General features: G+C 48.5%; 20 protein-coding genes. 8 read left to right on the top strand and 12 right to left on the bottom strand.

The window, feature by feature from the left end; translation table 11 throughout:
• Nucleotides 1-6 precede the first annotated feature (6 nt).
• The 8 genes from M1D72_RS12005 to M1D72_RS11970 all read left to right on the top strand — a co-directional run bounded on the left by M1D72_RS12005 (nucleotide 7) and on the right by M1D72_RS11970 (nucleotide 5,192).
• Entirely contained in the window at nucleotides 7-498 is a 492-nt protein-coding gene (locus M1D72_RS12005; RefSeq protein ID WP_390190728.1) for a flagellar basal body-associated FliL family protein, read from the top strand.
• An 18-nt stretch (nucleotides 499-516) separates the two neighbouring features.
• Entirely contained in the window at nucleotides 517-1,245 is a 729-nt protein-coding gene (locus M1D72_RS12000; protein ID WP_390190730.1) for a FliA/WhiG family RNA polymerase sigma factor, read from the top strand.
• Between the two features lie 11 nt (nucleotides 1,246-1,256).
• Nucleotides 1,257-2,114, top strand: coding sequence for a flagellar motor stator protein MotA (gene motA / locus M1D72_RS11995; protein ID WP_390190732.1), 858 nt, complete (start codon nucleotides 1,257-1,259; stop codon nucleotides 2,112-2,114).
• On the top strand, nucleotides 2,114-3,076 hold the full coding sequence (locus M1D72_RS11990; protein ID WP_456297004.1) for a flagellar motor protein MotB: 963 nt from the start codon (nucleotides 2,114-2,116) through the stop codon (nucleotides 3,074-3,076). The genes motA and M1D72_RS11990 overlap by 1 nt, the downstream gene beginning before the upstream one ends.
• Nucleotides 3,077-3,167: 91 nt before the next feature.
• A complete protein-coding gene (locus M1D72_RS11985) occupies nucleotides 3,168-3,461 on the top strand; it encodes a hypothetical protein (protein ID WP_390190734.1) in 294 nt (97 codons plus the stop codon).
• 150 nt (nucleotides 3,462-3,611) lie between these two features.
• Nucleotides 3,612-4,148, top strand: coding sequence for a prolipoprotein diacylglyceryl transferase (locus M1D72_RS11980; protein WP_390190735.1), 537 nt, complete (start codon nucleotides 3,612-3,614; stop codon nucleotides 4,146-4,148).
• Between the two features lie 86 nt (nucleotides 4,149-4,234).
• Complete coding sequence (locus tag M1D72_RS11975) at nucleotides 4,235-4,477, top strand: copper resistance protein NlpE N-terminal domain-containing protein (protein WP_456297003.1); 243 nt, start codon at nucleotides 4,235-4,237, stop codon at nucleotides 4,475-4,477.
• A 217-nt stretch (nucleotides 4,478-4,694) separates the two neighbouring features.
• The gene (locus M1D72_RS11970; RefSeq protein WP_456297002.1) at nucleotides 4,695-5,192 is read left to right on the top strand and encodes a copper resistance protein NlpE; all 498 of its coding nucleotides are present in this window, start codon (nucleotides 4,695-4,697) and stop codon (nucleotides 5,190-5,192) included.
• A 121-nt stretch (nucleotides 5,193-5,313) separates the two neighbouring features.
• On the opposite strand, the gene M1D72_RS11965 is transcribed toward M1D72_RS11970, so the two are convergent.
• The 12 genes from M1D72_RS11965 to flgB are packed head-to-tail and all read right to left on the bottom strand — an operon-like array spanning nucleotide 5,314 to nucleotide 15,438.
• Nucleotides 5,314-6,354 (bottom strand): flagellin, encoded by a 1,041-nt coding sequence (locus M1D72_RS11965; protein WP_390190738.1) that lies wholly within the window; start codon nucleotides 6,352-6,354, stop codon nucleotides 5,314-5,316.
• 56 nt (nucleotides 6,355-6,410) lie between these two features.
• On the bottom strand, nucleotides 6,411-7,310 hold the full coding sequence (flgL, locus tag M1D72_RS11960; RefSeq protein ID WP_390190739.1) for a flagellar hook-associated protein FlgL: 900 nt from the start codon (nucleotides 7,308-7,310) through the stop codon (nucleotides 6,411-6,413).
• Nucleotides 7,311-7,319: 9 nt separating this feature from the next.
• A complete protein-coding gene (flgK, locus tag M1D72_RS11955; RefSeq protein ID WP_456297001.1) occupies nucleotides 7,320-8,693 on the bottom strand; it encodes a flagellar hook-associated protein FlgK in 1,374 nt (457 codons plus the stop codon).
• 5 nt (nucleotides 8,694-8,698) lie between these two features.
• Complete coding sequence (locus M1D72_RS11950; protein ID WP_456297000.1) at nucleotides 8,699-9,235, bottom strand: rod-binding protein; 537 nt, start codon at nucleotides 9,233-9,235, stop codon at nucleotides 8,699-8,701.
• Between the two features lie 10 nt (nucleotides 9,236-9,245).
• Complete coding sequence (locus M1D72_RS11945) at nucleotides 9,246-10,367, bottom strand: flagellar basal body P-ring protein FlgI (protein ID WP_390190742.1); 1,122 nt, start codon at nucleotides 10,365-10,367, stop codon at nucleotides 9,246-9,248.
• Nucleotides 10,367-11,158 carry a flagellar basal body L-ring protein FlgH gene (flgH, locus tag M1D72_RS11940; protein WP_390190743.1) on the bottom strand — a complete coding sequence of 264 codons (792 nt, stop codon included), beginning with the start codon at nucleotides 11,156-11,158 and terminating at the stop codon, nucleotides 10,367-10,369. The genes M1D72_RS11945 and flgH overlap by 1 nt, the downstream gene beginning before the upstream one ends.
• 8 nt (nucleotides 11,159-11,166) lie before the next feature.
• Entirely contained in the window at nucleotides 11,167-11,952 is a 786-nt protein-coding gene (gene flgG / locus M1D72_RS11935; RefSeq protein ID WP_390190744.1) for a flagellar basal-body rod protein FlgG, read from the bottom strand.
• A 26-nt stretch (nucleotides 11,953-11,978) separates the two neighbouring features.
• Nucleotides 11,979-12,710: a flagellar basal-body rod protein FlgF gene (flgF, locus tag M1D72_RS11930; protein WP_456296999.1), complete on the bottom strand. Its 732-nt coding sequence runs from the start codon at nucleotides 12,708-12,710 to the stop codon at nucleotides 11,979-11,981.
• Between the two features lie 11 nt (nucleotides 12,711-12,721).
• Complete coding sequence (gene flgE / locus M1D72_RS11925) at nucleotides 12,722-13,918, bottom strand: flagellar hook protein FlgE (protein ID WP_390190746.1); 1,197 nt, start codon at nucleotides 13,916-13,918, stop codon at nucleotides 12,722-12,724.
• A 25-nt stretch (nucleotides 13,919-13,943) separates the two neighbouring features.
• Complete coding sequence (flgD, locus tag M1D72_RS11920) at nucleotides 13,944-14,636, bottom strand: flagellar hook assembly protein FlgD (RefSeq protein WP_456296998.1); 693 nt, start codon at nucleotides 14,634-14,636, stop codon at nucleotides 13,944-13,946.
• 2 nt (nucleotides 14,637-14,638) lie between these two features.
• Complete coding sequence (gene flgC, locus M1D72_RS11915; RefSeq protein ID WP_390190748.1) at nucleotides 14,639-15,073, bottom strand: flagellar basal body rod protein FlgC; 435 nt, start codon at nucleotides 15,071-15,073, stop codon at nucleotides 14,639-14,641.
• 2 nt (nucleotides 15,074-15,075) lie between these two features.
• Nucleotides 15,076-15,438 (bottom strand): flagellar basal body rod protein FlgB, encoded by a 363-nt coding sequence (gene flgB / locus M1D72_RS11910; protein ID WP_390190749.1) that lies wholly within the window; start codon nucleotides 15,436-15,438, stop codon nucleotides 15,076-15,078.
• Between the last annotated feature and the right edge of the window lie 32 nt (nucleotides 15,439-15,470).

Genomic DNA, 15,470 nt, shown 5'->3' with positions numbered 1-15,470 from the left:
AAAGGCATGACTAAACAGCAACTTATCGCCATGTTTGCCGCGATGATCATTACCAGCCTACTGGTCTCGGCAGGCACCATTTTTGGCGGTGCTTGGTACTTAAAGAATTCTGCATCATCGGATGGCGCCGACGGCGGCTCGTTGATGCCTTCATTCTTTAGCAGCAGTTCTCAGCCAAGTAAGGACCCTGCGTTCCTGCCTCTCGACAAAGTTGTCCTGAGTGTTAAAGGCAAAAAACAAAATCATTTTGTGATGATTGAGCTGGCAATCGAAACTCGCTACCCAGAACGTATCGAGAACTTGGATAACTACACCCCATTGATTCGTAACGCATTACTTCGTCTATTCAACAATAAAACTTACGAATCACTCAACCGTGAAGGCGCGGTTAAAGAACTGGAAAACGAAGTAAAACAGACCGTTTTACTCGCATTTGAAAAAACCGACATCGTTCGAGAGATTGATGACGTTTTGCTGACCAAATACGTGGTTCAGTAATCAAAAGGAATGGCTCATATGTTGGATATTCACTATCAGGAAGGCTATGACGTGGAGACGGAAATACAGTCTCCTTCTGTGCCGATCGATGAAAATAAGCTGCTCATGCAGCACCAAAAATTAGTAAAACGGGTTGTCAACCAACTTCGAGCTCATGCCACAACTCACTGCAGCGTCGCGGACATGCAACAAATCGGCTTAATTGGTTTGCTGGAAGCGGGACGTCGCTATGGCAATGTGGAAGATCCTAACTTCCCTGCCTTCGCGGTGTGCCGTATTCGTGGGTCTATTTTGGATGAGCTGCGCCGCCTTGACTGGCGTTCGCGTAAAACACGTCAGCAGGCTCATGAACTCAACGATATCACTCGTGATCTGACTCGAAAGCTAGGGCGTCAGCCCAATGACAGCGAGATTATCGAAGCTCTAGGCACCGATCAGCAAGACTATTATTCGCGTCTTAAAGCGTCATTAGCCGGCGACATGCAAAGCCTTGATCAGATGATTGAAAATGGCTCTGAGACTCATGTTGATGGTCAATACGATGGCATTAATCACGAATCGATTCGACGCAGTCTCGAAAAGGCACTCAATAAGCTTTCAAAGCGCGATCAACTGCTTATTACGCTGTTCTATCAGCATGAACTAAATCTTCATGAAATCGCGATGGTGCTGGATCTCACGCCGCCGCGAATTTGTCAGTTGCATAAGCAAGCCCTTAAACAACTTAATCAATATCTATCCTCTTAGGAGCTATTTTCATGCAAAAGTTTCTCGGTGTTATCATCGTATTAATGTGTGTATTCGGTGGTTACATGTGGGCAGGTGGTAAGCTCGCCGCCATTTGGCAACCTGCGGAAATCTTAATCATCGGTGGTGCGGCCATCGGTTCGCTGATCATTGGTAACCCACCTCAAGTATTAAAAGAGATGCGCGGTCAACTGCGCGCGATGATGTCTCAGCCGAAAAACGAAAAAGAGTACTACATGGAGCTGATGGGCTTGATGCAAGTGCTGTTAGAAACCGTTCGTAGCGGTGGTTTTAAGTCGCTTGACCGTCATATCGAAGATCCAGACCAAAGCCCTGTGTTCGCACGCTACCCTCTGATTAAAGACGACCCTCGTTTAGTGTCATTCGTGGCCGATAATTTGCGTTTAATGGCAATGGGCCAGATGTCGCCTCATGAACTTGAAGGTTTGCTTGAGCAAGAGATCGAAGCCATTCAATCTGACTTGATGTTGCCATCACAATCCATGCAACGCACGGCAGAAGCGCTTCCTGGTTTTGGTATTTTGGCCGCGGTAGGTGGGATCATCATCACCATGCAAGCCATTGATGGCTCGATTGCCTTGATTGGTTATCACGTTGCAGCGGCATTAGTCGGCACGTTTATCGGTATTTTTGGTTGTTACTGCTGTTTAGATCCCGCAAGTAATGCCATGGCTCAACGGGTGAAACGTAATATGAGTGCGTATGAATGTGTGCGTGCAACGCTGGTTGCCTATGTTGCCAAGAAGCCAACGCTGCTCTCTATCGATGCCGGACGTAAACACATCCAGCTCGACATCAAGCCGACCTTCGATGAAATGGAAAGATGGTTAGCTGATCAGGAGTCCTAATGCAAAAGCAAGAACATGTTGTTTTTAAGCGCTCAAGTAAGAAGCACGAAGAGTCGCACCACGGCGGCGCTTGGAAAGTGGCCTTTGCGGATTTTATGATCGCACTGATGGCCCTTTTCTTAGTGCTGTGGATTATGCAAGTGGTGAATAAAGAAGAGCGTGAAGCAATCATGGCCAACTTATACAGTGCCAGTGTGTTTGACAGTAGCCACGGCAATCCTTTTGATTCTTCGCCTAGCATTACGCCCATTGATCTCGCCTCTCAATCTTCTGTTCAGAGCCGTGATGACTCTTCTCATGTTGTAACCTCATTTTTTAACGGCAATGGTGAGGGCCCTGAAAGTGATTCGTTGATTCCAGGCAGTTTCGATACTCAAGAACAGCTTGTCGCCCTTGCCAGATTGATTGATGAGGTTATGAAACAGATAAGCGCTCAAGATAATGTCCACGTGACGGTGACCCCACAAGGGCTGCGTATTGTGCTGCAAGATGACTACAAGCAGCACATGTTTAGCCGTGGAGGTACGGAGCTAACGCCTTTCTTTGAAGATTTACTGCTGGCGTTGGCACCCATTTTTAGCCATATCGACAATCCAATGATTGTGAGTGGACATACAGATTCAACGCCGTTTAATCGCGAGCGTAGCCTCCGTTCAAACTGGGACCTTTCCACCAATCGCGCTAACGTTGCGAGGAAAACCTTAGTCGATGGGGGAATGCCTGAGGACCGCGTATTACAAGTTACAGGTATGTCGGACAAAGCGTTGCTTAATCCCGATGACCCAGATGGGAGTGAAAACCGACGAATTGAACTTTTCGTTCTCACTACCCCTGCCGCCACAATGCTCGAAAACTTGTTTGGAAACCAGCAAGACAGTGAGTTGGTTAAAGCGAAACAGCAAGCTGAGTTTAATCAGCCTGTGATTCGACAGTCACTGACTGAAGAGCCCGCTGTTAATTAATTATCTTATAAGACGTACAACGATAATTTTATGATGTGCCACTCCAAAGTGGGTGGCCTATTTCCTTTGTCCAGACAGTGATGAGCTTGCCATGCCTTTTTCACAGCCTTATTCCGTTAATAGCCAAGATGACATTCTTAAGAAAGCTTTTTTATGGCTTATCGTGATTGATTACTTGATCCTTGGACTGTTTTTGTTTCGTCTATCCAGTTTGTCACTCAATGCGGGCACCATCGTTAGTGGTCTTGTACTGTTTTACAACATTCTGCTGAGCTTTCTGTGCTTTCAACGTACATCACGCCGCGAGTCCTACATCATTTACCCGACACTTTCCGCCACTTTATTGGCGTTCATCTGCTTTTTGTACTTTTTCTTTTTGGTATAGAGTCAATAAAGCCTTTTCCTTTCAATTAATAACACATACCTGACACCCGACGGTGAACAATGACATCTTTTTGACGATGGGTCGTAAAATCCCACCGATAATAAGACCATAAGAACACCGTGATTCGTTTCACATTGAAAGGAACAATTTATGAAGAAGCACATTTTCACGCTATCAGCCCTTGCAGCAGCGCTCGTTTTAAGTGGCTGTGATAACAATCAACAAGCTAACGATGTCAAAGCGGCAGCAGAAAATGCAGCACAGAAAGTCGAGAAAGAGACTGAAGACTTGGCAACCATGGCATCTGATGCAACCGACTCAGTGAAGCAATCAGCTCAAGAGATGGGTCAAGACATCAGTGATGCGACTGATAATGCCGTCGCAAACAGCAAACAAATGGCGAGCGATGCAAGCAACGCTGTTTCTGATGCTTACGATGATACCAAACAAGCCGCCAGCGACGCCGGTGACTCTATCGCGGACGGCGCGTCTGATGCGTATGACGCCACTAAAGATGCCGCGTCGGATGCTGGCGATGCTATCAGCGATACCGCGTCAGATGCAGGTGATGCGATGAATGACACCGCCGATGATGCCGCTAACGCAACCAGCGACATGCTTGATGACGCTTCTGACAGTGCAGCAGAAATGTCCGATGACGTTAAGGCTGCGGCTGAGGGAAAGTAATCACTGCCCCTCGAGAAAGCCTAAATTGGCCAGGGCAATATCATGGTGTATTGCCCTGCGCTGACTGCCAAGGGATTGAAACGACATTGACGTTACACGCCGATAGTTCGTACACCCTGAAGCAAATATATCAAGGTAAAGACGCAGCGGCGACCGTTACCCAAGGCGATATAAACTGGAAAAGTGACAGTAATATCATTAGCCTCACTAATCTAGAAGACGCGCCCAACCGCTTTGCAATTACCGAGTCCAGTGTGCGACAGCTTGATGCCAACGGCCAAGTGATTGAAGGTTCTCTCGCCAGTGCCTACCAGCTTAAAAAGCAATAAAAAGGCGCGAAAAGACACAAAAGTCGGCCTTATCTACAAAAACGTCAGCCAATGCTGGCGTTTTTTTGTATCCATATCTCTAACCAATCATAACTAACAAAGCTCTGACAGCGACAGCCATTCCCCTTACTTACTACTGACGGTTCATCCATTAGTTTGGTTAATACTAATTTTGTTTGAAGTGAATCGGAATCAATCACCAAAAGAGGGAATCTCTATGAATCAATCACTGTTTGCTGTCTCTGCCTTAGCCCTGGTACTCGTTGGATGCGACTTAGGACAAGATGAGCATGAACGTACACTCCCACCTTCGCCTCAAGTCGAAGAGGATCAATATAAACTTCCGCCTGAACCTACAACCAATACCATAGAGTCACAAAAAGCCAATCACGCGGCTTTGCTGCCGACTGCAACGCATGGCGTGTATGAAGGCATCTTACCGTGTGTAGACTGCAATGGCGTAGAAACCACATTAACCGTCAATCCAAACGATACCTACGTCATTCAAAAGGTGTATGTCGGCAGTGACAAATCGCCTATTATCTCCAGTGGCACCATCGAATGGAGCAACGATGGCAACGTGATAGAACTGCTTGCAGAAAAGAGTGAACAGAACCGATACTTTGTCGGTAACAATGAACTGACGCTGCTTGACGCGAATGGTAACGCGCCGCAAATTGATGAACTGAAATACCGCTTAGTGCAGCTTCCGTAACCCGTTCGTGCCCCCTTTAAAGTGAGCAATTACTTACTCGGCGGAGTCTACAACCAAAAAGCAAAAAAAACGCCCTTGTGGTCAAGAGCGTTTCGATCATGGTGGTCACCAACAACTAACGTTACTTCAGCAATGCCACCACCGAGTGACGACGTAAGTTCGCCTGAGCATTCAACGCTTTGTACGTTGAAGTAAACTCACCCGAGGAATCAACAAACGTATCAAGCGCTTGGTTAACCTCATCCGTTGACAGCACTTTGCCTTGGTTTTGGATGGAATCCATTTTAACCGTTAAGTCACTGCTGAATTCTCGTGCGTGTTCGAGGCTTTTTTGTACTTGCTGCAGATGCTGATTGACCCGAGCGATGGTGCGCTTAATGCCATCTCGTGAGGCAAGGTTAAAGCCTAGCTCTGAAATACCTTCTGGCTGCGGTTTAACGGTAAACAGGTTGGCCTGCCCCGCAGGAAAGCGATGGCCTTCTCCAGTCACCATGACCTTATTTTGCATCTGCTTATAGGTGCGCTCATCGGTTTCAAAGACGACCGACCCATCATCATGAAGTGAAGCGCGCATACCCAGTGGAATTAAGATGCGATCGATCTGCTTGACCAAACGCTGGCCATCCGATTGACCATCAAACTGAATCATGACGGAACGGCCCTGAGGAAAATCCAGCCGAATCTCTTCTGGACGCTCACTTAAGCGGTTCACATTTAAGCCAGGGACAATAAAGCGACGCATATCGGCGCTGTCTAACTTGACTTGAAGTTCATTATCGATCACCCGTTTGCCATCGTAGCGAGCGCCATCAAGTTCGTTAATAATGCGTTTCTTTGATTGTTCTAAACGTTCGCCGAGCTCTGCAACTGGCACGTCTCCTTGGGTTAACGCTTGAGAAAGCGCGCGCTTGATATGCCCTAGCTCTTTACCCACAAACTGCAGCGATTTGTTGGCAATTTGTACTGCCGTCGCATTTTGCTGCCCTTGAGAGAGCATGATGCTAGATACAGAATAAGATGACGGCGGCGCAGCTTTACCTTGCCCTTGAGTTGGTGCGGGACGAATTGCAGAATCGGAAGAACGAGCGGAAGTGATGACCGGCTGTTCCTGGCCAGTCAGTTTTATACTATGCGGTCTGACTTCAACCGTGCTCAATGCCATATGAAAAGTTCCTTTAATGATAAAAACGAACGGCTACGTCACGCGCAGCCCGTTCGTTATAGACGGTCAAACAGAGACAGATCGTCGATTTTCACATAGCTTGCTTGGGTCGCTTGCAGCGCGGCCATGAAGTTATTCAGTCGCACCGAGGCTTCACCATAATCCAAAGCGGAGATATCGCTGGTGATCTTATCGACAAACAATTTATTGTCGGCGTGGGCGCTGTCCATCAAATCGAGGTTGTTGTGGCGGCCACCCATTTCTGTTATTGCTGCCAACACATTATTCATTGTTCCATCAACGCTGTGCAATGCTTGCTCGACTTTGGGTCTAAAATTTGGACTCGGGTTTTGAAATTCAGCAATTAGTCCATCAACCATATTGAAAACATCGCTGGTTCCATTGAGATCTAACACGTCTTGAGCCGTCATGTTTGACTCCATAGTGACACCTTTGGCAACCGTGACCACGCGCTTATCATTGTTCCCCTGCACGACATACTTGCCATTTTGAATCACTAAGGGCGGTTCATTACTTTTGGTGCCCGAAAACAGATAGTGCCCTTCTTCATCTTGCGCATTAAACGACGACGCCATCGCATCACGTAAGCTGTAGAGTTCAGTCACGATACCTTGGCGATCATCTTCGTTCATTGTGCCGTTTGAGCCCCACAGCACCAATTCACGCATATGCTTTAAACTTTCGTTTACCGAATCCAAATACACTTCTTGACTCGATAGCGTCGTTTTCACATTCGCGATATTGGTTTTGTATTGGGTAATGGCGCTGCCTTCTCGATCAAGGTTGAGGAGTTTGATGGTCGCCATTGGGTCGTCAGACAATTTTGTCAAACGATCGCCAGTGGCCATCTCTTGCATCACTTTCCCTAAACCGGCGTTGTTGTGGTCTAGGCTTTGCAGCATGGTCTTACTAAATTGAGTGTCGCTAATTCTCATTTATCTTCCTTAAAATAGCTGCAGTACAGTGTCGAAAAGATTGTTGGCAGTGCTGATCACTTTCATGTTGGCGTTGTGCGCGTTAGAAAACGTCATCAAATTTGACGCTTCTTCATCACTATTAACCGCCGCAATGTTATCGCGCGCTGCGACAGCTTGCTCGCTCATCGCCGTTTTCGCTTGATAGTCCGATTCCGCCTGACGCCCTTTTATTGCCGTTTCACCGACAATCGCAGTAAAAGCGTCATTGATTGATACGTTGCCAAAACGCCCAACACTCACCGGGCGGTTACTTAAGCTGATCAGGTTCGCCAACACATCACTGTTACCTGGGTTTCCATCACCGGATAACGCCAGTTGCTCCGGTGTAATCGTGGTGATGTCTAGGCTTGATGCCGGGTGTTCGGGGTCATAACGAAACAGTGCTTGCCCAGGCTGACCATTTAAGTCGATACCTTTGGCAAGCTCGCCATTGAACATGTCGGCTAACCCAGCCGCCATATCATCGAGCGCAACCATATACGGTTTGAGCACTTCATTTTGATAATCGTTGATCGCGCCTAACGAGCCGCCTAAGGCACTGGTCACCGCAAAGGTTTGTTTATCAAAATCGACTTCCATCTGTGCTAAATAGGAGTCATCGTCACGAGGAACCGCGCGAATCGTTCCGTATTCTCCGCCAATCACTAACGGTTGGCCTGAAACCAGAGTCACCTGTGTGGTGCCGTCGTGCTGATCCGAGGTTTTAATTTCAATCAACTCTGACAGTTGGTTAATCAATTCATCACGCTTATCAAGAAGTTGAGCAGGGTTGCCCCCAGTACCACTTGATTCGGCGATCTGCTTGTTGATATCGGCAATATTCACAAGCAATGTATTCGCGTTCGCGACCGCCGCGTTACGCTGATCATGCATGTCTTTATGCTGGCTATACAAAGCTTGGTTGAGTGTATTAAAGCGGCGAGAAATCGCTTCGGCTTCATTACGAATCTGTTGACGCAGTGGAATCGACTCAGGTTTGGAGGTGGCGTCATGCAGCGCGGCATACAAAGAGTCTAGGCCGGAAGAAATACTAAAACCGTCCGCGCCAAGCGTGTTTTCCATCTGACTCATGTTGGTGGTGTAGTGCGATGCATAGGACGCATTACTGTTGGTTGACCACATCTGTTTGACCAGAAATTGGTCTGTCACTCGGCGTATGTTGGTCACTTCCACCCCCGCTCCCGGATCGAGATTATTATCTTTCACACCACCGACTGTTGCCATCATTGCTTGCTGGCGCGTATATCCCGGAGTGTTGACGTTCGAGACGTTTTGCGCGGTCACATCTAACGCGACGCGGTTCGCATTGAGGCCAGATAGTCCAATATTTACCAAATTCATCTCAGTTACAGCTCCATTTTCCTAATCAGTGGCTGAGCAAACGCATTGTTATGCAACGCGCCGGTAGCCTTTTTAGATAAGGTGACCACTTCACCGCTGGCGTTAACTCGGTTTGCCGCCAAGTCGTCAGGATGTGATACGGGTTCCACAGACGTTGAATTAAACAGATCTTGCGCCGAAATCACATTGCTCGCTTGCTCAAGGTTGGGATCTTGAACCGCTGGACTCAGTTGTTTAACTAACATTTCAGCAATACCAGAGCCTTGCTTTTTCGACATTTCCATCGCCAATTGGCCATCATACATATCGCGAAATACGCCTTGTTGCTGGCTGGAAAATGGACTGTCTTTATCGGCAATAGCATCGCTGCCCGCACGCATACGACGCAATACCAGTTGTAAAAACATGGCTTCAAACTGGCCGGACACCGTTTTCAAAGCTTCGCGCTGATCTGCTGCGTGCTTAATGTTCTCTAACCCTTTGCTGTCTTGATAGAGAAGCGAGGTTAATTGAGCTTGATTGTTTACGCTGTCTAAATTCATCCTCGTCTCCTTAAATAACCACCAACTCGGCATTGAGTGCACCCGCTTGATGCAACGCTTGCAAGATAGACATTAAATCGGTGGGCGTTGCGCCTAAGCTGTTCACGGCACTGACGATGGTGTCGAGCTCAGTGCCCAACGGCCATACCATCATTTTTGCTTGTTCCTCTTCAATGCCAATTTCAGTACGTGGCACAACCGTGGTTTGTCCGCCGCTCATGGGGTTTGGCTGGCTGACTTGCGGCGTTTCTGTAATTCGTACGGTTAAGTTACCGTGGCTGACAGCGGCTTCGCCAATTTTGACATTTTTACCTATCACAATCGTGCCAGTGCGGGCGTTAAAGACCACACGGGCAGGTTTGCGTCCTTCGACCACTGACATCTCTTCTAGCATCGACATCATGACAACGCGCTGCTGAGTGTCTTCCGGTGCGCGCATTTCAACCCGAGATTGGTTGATGGCGGTCGCCACTTCTGGGCCAAACGTATTGTTGATTATTCGTGAAATGTTCTTCGCGGTCGTGAAACTTGGCTTGCGCAGATTTAAAGTAATGGTCGGCTGTTGGTTAAAATCTGAGGCAATTTCTTTTTCTAATGTCGCCCCGCCAGGCACACGGCCTGCGGTGGTCACGTTAATTGAAACGCTAGAGCCACTTTGCCCTTGCGCCGACACACCGCCAACCACCACATTGCCTTGTGCGACCGCATAAACTTCACCATCAATACCGCGCAGCGGAGTCAACAGCAGCGTACCACCACGTAGGCTCTTGGCATCACCAATGGAGGAGACAACCACATCAATTTTTTGACCAAGACCCGCCATCGGGTCGACGGTTGCCGTCACACTGACCGAAGCAACGTTACGCAATTTGGGGTCTGAGTTACCATCAAGCTGAACCCCAAACTGGCGCAACATGTTAGTTACTGACTGTGAGGTAAAGCTCACTTGGTTACGGTCACCATTACCGGCCAGGCCAACGACTAAGCCATAGCCCACCAGTTGGTTTTCACGAATACCTTGTACATCGACCAGGTCCATAATAGGAATTTCTACTTCCGCTTTGGCGGTGTGAAGAAAACACGCCGAGAGCAGCAAAAGCAATGTTGAATAAAAAGAGTGTATTGGTTTCATTAGAAAGGCATCCATCGGCTCTTGAAGAATTGAGTCATCCATCCATTGGAGTTACGTTCAGCAATGCCGCCACGACCTGAATAGGTAATGCGAGCATCGCCAACACGCTGTGATGGCACTTGGTTTTGGCGGTCTATATCTTCGGGGCGAACGTATCCAGTTAAGCGAAGGTATTCATCGCCTTGCGTGAGGTGCATCCATTTCTCACCATTGATGCGCAGCAGTCCGTTCGGTAATACCTCATGCACGGTGACCGTAATCACCGCATCAATCGATGCACTTTGAGTACTGCTTTCAGTGCCTCCAGTGCTGACGCTACCGTCTGCTGAGGCCGCCATTTTATCTAAGGTTTTGCCGATAAAATCCGGCTCACCGATATCAAGATTGACCGATTTATCCAGTTGACGGTTGGCATTTTTGCTCGCTTGGCTCTCTTCCACCAATTTCACCGTCAACATATCGCCAACGCGATACGCGCGGCGATCTTGAAATAAAGTCATGTTGTATTTAGGACGATAAAGGCTACCTGACTTCGCCTGTGGCACTTGTAAAGTCAGGTCTGGCGGTGCAAAACGCGGGTCACCAGGATACGGCAAAGCCTCTTCGTCAGTTGACGCAAGCTTAGGCTCTGGGTTGGTTCCATTTAGAAGCGTCGCTTTTGGCTGGGTACGGTGCGTAGCTTCCGGCGGAAAAAACGGCGGACGCCCAATACACCCAGTTAAGGTGACGAGTAATGATGCAACAACCCATCCTCTTGTGAGCCAGTGCAGACTTCTATCCTTTTTGAACATGACTATCCTTACATTGACTGAGCGACAAACTTGAGCATGTCATCTGCCGCTGAAACGACTTTCGCATTCATCTCATAAGCACGCTGAGTGGTGATCATATCCACCATCTCTTCAACGACTTGAACGTTGGAGCCTTCCAGTGTGCCTTGCTTAATGGTGCCTGCGCCGTCCGTTCCCGCAATCAATTCGTCGGCAGGTCCACTCGCCGCCGACTCGCGGAACAAGTTACCCCCAAGCGCTTCCAAGCCCGCTGGGTTGATAAAGCGCGCCAACGTGATTTGACCAATTTGCTGCGGCGCAGGGTCGTCTGCCGTGGTGATACTCACGGTGCCGTCGCTGCCGATGGAAACAGAGTGTGCATCGTCTGGGATTTGAATCTGCGGTTGTAAAGGTAGGCCCTGCGCATTGACCATCAAGCCTTCTGCGTTGACCTGAAACTGGCCATTACGGCTGTACATAATTTGCCCATCGGAGTTTTCGATTTGGAAAAAACCTTGCCCCATTACTGCGAGATCCAAGTTTTGACTGGTATTTTGTGTGTTGCCCTGCGTGAAGACTTTCTCTGTGCCAACCACGCGTACACCACTACCTAGCTGAACGCCGGATGGCAATTGATTGACCTGATCGACCTGGGCGCCTGGCTGGCGCTGAATGCTGTAGAACAAGTCTTCAAACATGACTCGGTCACGCTTAAAGCCGACCGTATTCACGTTTGCTAAGTTATTTGAGATTGCCGTCATTTTTGAATCTTGAGCGGCCATCCCCGTTTTACTGACCCAAAGTGCTGAGTGCATGTGTTACTCCTTTAGTAAGCGGTCGCTTATCTCGCGCTCATCATTTTGTTACCGGCTTGCGCCAACGTTTCTGCGGCTTTCATCATCCGGACTTGCATTTCAAAGTTGCGTGTCAACGACATCACATTGAGCAGTTCATCAATGGCTGACACGTTACTGCCTTCAACGTGTTCAGAGGCAATCTGCACCGTTTCGTCAGCGTCTAGCACGCCACCATTGACCGTGTGCAACAAACTGTCACTCTGCTTTTGCAACTCATTAGGTTCAGGGCGAACCAGTTTCATCGCACCAACTTGCACTTCAGCCCCGCCGCCCGGAGGCGTGATGGAGATAACCCCACGCTCGCTGACTTCCACTTTCTGATATTCCGGAAGCACCATAGGGCCGTTTTCACCAATCAGCGCAAAACCGTTAATGCTCAACGCGCCGTTAACATCAACCGCGATATTCCCTGCGCGGGTATATGCCTCTTCCCCATTGGGTGTTTCTACGGCGAAGAAACCTTCGCCAAGAATCGCCACATCCAATGGACGCCCCGTTTTCGTAATGTCCCCAGAATCGTAGCGAGTGGCTGCCGAGTTGGTGACAACCATGGTGCGTCCGTCAAATCCAGACCCTTGCAATGGCACACTGTTTAGCCTTTCCATATCAGCGCGAAAACCGGCGGTATCCGCATTTGATAAGTTGTTTGAGTGCACTTGCTGCGCTTTAAGTACGCGACTGGCTCCAGAGGTTGCTGTGTATAAAAAGCTATCCATAACTCAACTCGTTAAATCGCGTTAAACAAAGCTTGAGTCAGCTTGTCTTCGGTCGAGATTGACTTGGCGTTGGCTTGATAGTTACGCTGCGTGGTCATTAGACTGACCAACTCGCTGGTCAAATCAACGTTTGAGCTTTCAAGTGCACCAGGAGTTAAATCACCCAATGTCCCCGTGCTTGGCGCGCCAACAATCGGTGCCCCCGACGAGTAGCTCTGAGTCCAAGCGGTGCCGCTGACTTTGCCAAGACCTTGAGGGTTGGCAAAGTTTGCTAACACGACCTGACCCTGAAGCTGGGATTCACCATTGGTGTAAGTGGCGTAGAGCATGCCGTTACCTTCGATACGAATACCGGCCAAATCACCTGCGGTATAACCATTTGGGTTGTTGGTACTGACACCAAATTCAGCGCCAAACTGGGTACTACCATCAATGCTGATATCAATATTCATGTCTTCAGCACCCGCAGCAGGAAAGCTGATTGCATACGCGCCTTGTGGTGCGGCTAACGTACCATCTTCATTGAATTCCACTTCTTGAGTCGCGACTGGATCCACCGAGCCATCGACTTGAACATTGACTTCCCACGTGTTGGGAGCCGTCTTGGTAAAGTACTGGGTCACAGTGTGGGTATTACCGAGCGAGTCATACACTTGCGAGGTATAAGAAGAGTTAAAGGAATTTGGATCATTGGGGTCAAACGGGTTTGCTAGCTGATTGACTTCATTGGCGCTGGCATCAAAGTTAGCCACAAAACCGATACGGTCTGTCGCCCTCGCCGCCAAAGACCCGGTATTCAAACGCAAATCAGTGACGGCCCCTGTTTGCAAGGTGTTGTCACCATCGACGTTGTAACCTTGCATACGCGCGCCAGTATCATTGACAATGAAATTATCTTTATCTTTGTTAAGCGCGCCAGAGCGTGAATACAACACTTCACCAGAGCTGCTTTTAGTAACAAAGAAGCCTTTGCCGTTAATCGCAACATCCAACGAACGCCCAGTTCCGGTAATGGACCCTGTCTTGTCAAAGTTTTGTGTAATACCAGACACTTCCACACCACCGGGTTGAAAGCCGTTATACACCGCGGAGAATTCGGTACGCGCACCGCGATAACCTGTGGTTGCCGAGTTCGCAATGTTGTGACTGATGGTATTTAGTTCAGTGTTGGTTGCGTCCAATCCACTGAGAGCAATGTTAAAACTCATAATTAACCTCTGATTTCCTTAACGATTAAGCACCGAATTGGGCGATGTTGTAGAAAGGAACGCTTCCTACACCTTGAATATTGACCAAAGTTGATCCTGCGTTGGTGCCGCTGCTTGGCACTTGAACTTGATCAACCTTGCCAGCCAGCATAATGGCCGGTTGTGGCTGATTTTCTGCCACTTCAACACTGACCTGATACTGACCTGGGCTTAGACCCAGTTTTTGAGGATCAATACTGAACGCTACGTCGCCGGCCTTATTTGGGCCGAGCGCGACTTTGCTGGTTTGACCGAATTGGTCCGTGACCAGCAAATTAAGTTGACTGGCATCTTGTTCCAACTCGACTTTGCCCTTTTGAGGGTCAGAGCCAAGCTCGAATTCATTACTGTTGACATAAACGGTTTGCCCCACCAAGCCAGCAGTAGAAAGCACTTGCATGTTATCGAGGCGAACATTGCTGTTTTGCATCATCGACGCCATGTTTTCCATGCTTTCAACTTGAGAGAACTGAGCAAGTTGGCTGACGTATTGAGTACCGTCCATCGGGTTCAGAGGATCTTGATTTTGAATCTGAGCAACCATCAAGCTGATGAATTCGTTCTTCATCGACTCTTTGCTGTTTTTATCGTCGGCACCGTTCGCTTTTACTTGCTGTTGCGCGGCTTGGGTGTTGGCTTCCGTCGCATCCGTCATTGACGGACTAAGTTGGTCAATCATGGTTAACTTCCTTGGCCTAGTCGAAGCAGGCCTTGCTGCATGCTTTTCACGTTTGATAGCACTTCTGCGTTAGTTTCAAAACTGCGCGTGGCAGACATCATGTCTGCCATTTCTGCCACCACGTCAATGTCTGGGTAGTAAACGTAGCCATCGTTATCTGCAAGCGGGTTTCCAGGTTCAAAGCGCTTTTCCGCAGGGCCCTTAGATTGCACCACGTCAAGCACTCGAACTTCCGCGCCCGGGTACAAGTTGTCGCCAGCGGCAAGTTTGGTTTTGTTATACACCGTCGCGAATACAGGCTTGAGTGCGCGATAGGCATCGTCCGGATTGGCGGCAACAGAGTCCGCATTCGCCAAGTTACTGGCCACGGTATTTAAGCGGACAGTTTGCGCGGTCATCGCGGATCCGGCGGTCGAATATATGTCAGTAAAAGGCATGATTAACGTCCTTCAATCGCTTTAGATAAGCCGTTGAATTTCATATTGAGAAATGTCAGGCTAGTTTGAAAGTCCATGTTGTTTTGAGTGAACTTAGCTTGTTCAACGCCCAATTCCACGGTGTTTCCGGTCTTGCTGTTTTGATAAGGAACCGAGTATTTGGCTGATACATCAAGCTTGGGCACCGGTGGATTCACGCCATGAGTCGCCATTTGGTTCATCACAGTGTCAAAGCTCAAATCTTTGGCTAAGTATCCCGGAGTATCCACATTCGCTAGGTTACCGGCTAAGACTTTGGTACGCTGAACACGAAAGTTTAGAGCTTCGGGATGGACACCCAACGCATTTTCAAAATTAATCGCCATTCGGTTGTTCCTTTATCATTCGGCGTCAAGAC

The sequence above is a fragment of the Vibrio sp. AK197 genome, assembly GCF_053903115.1.
The sequence above is the reverse complement of the archived record's forward strand: the minus strand, read 5'-3'. Positions and strand labels throughout refer to the sequence as shown.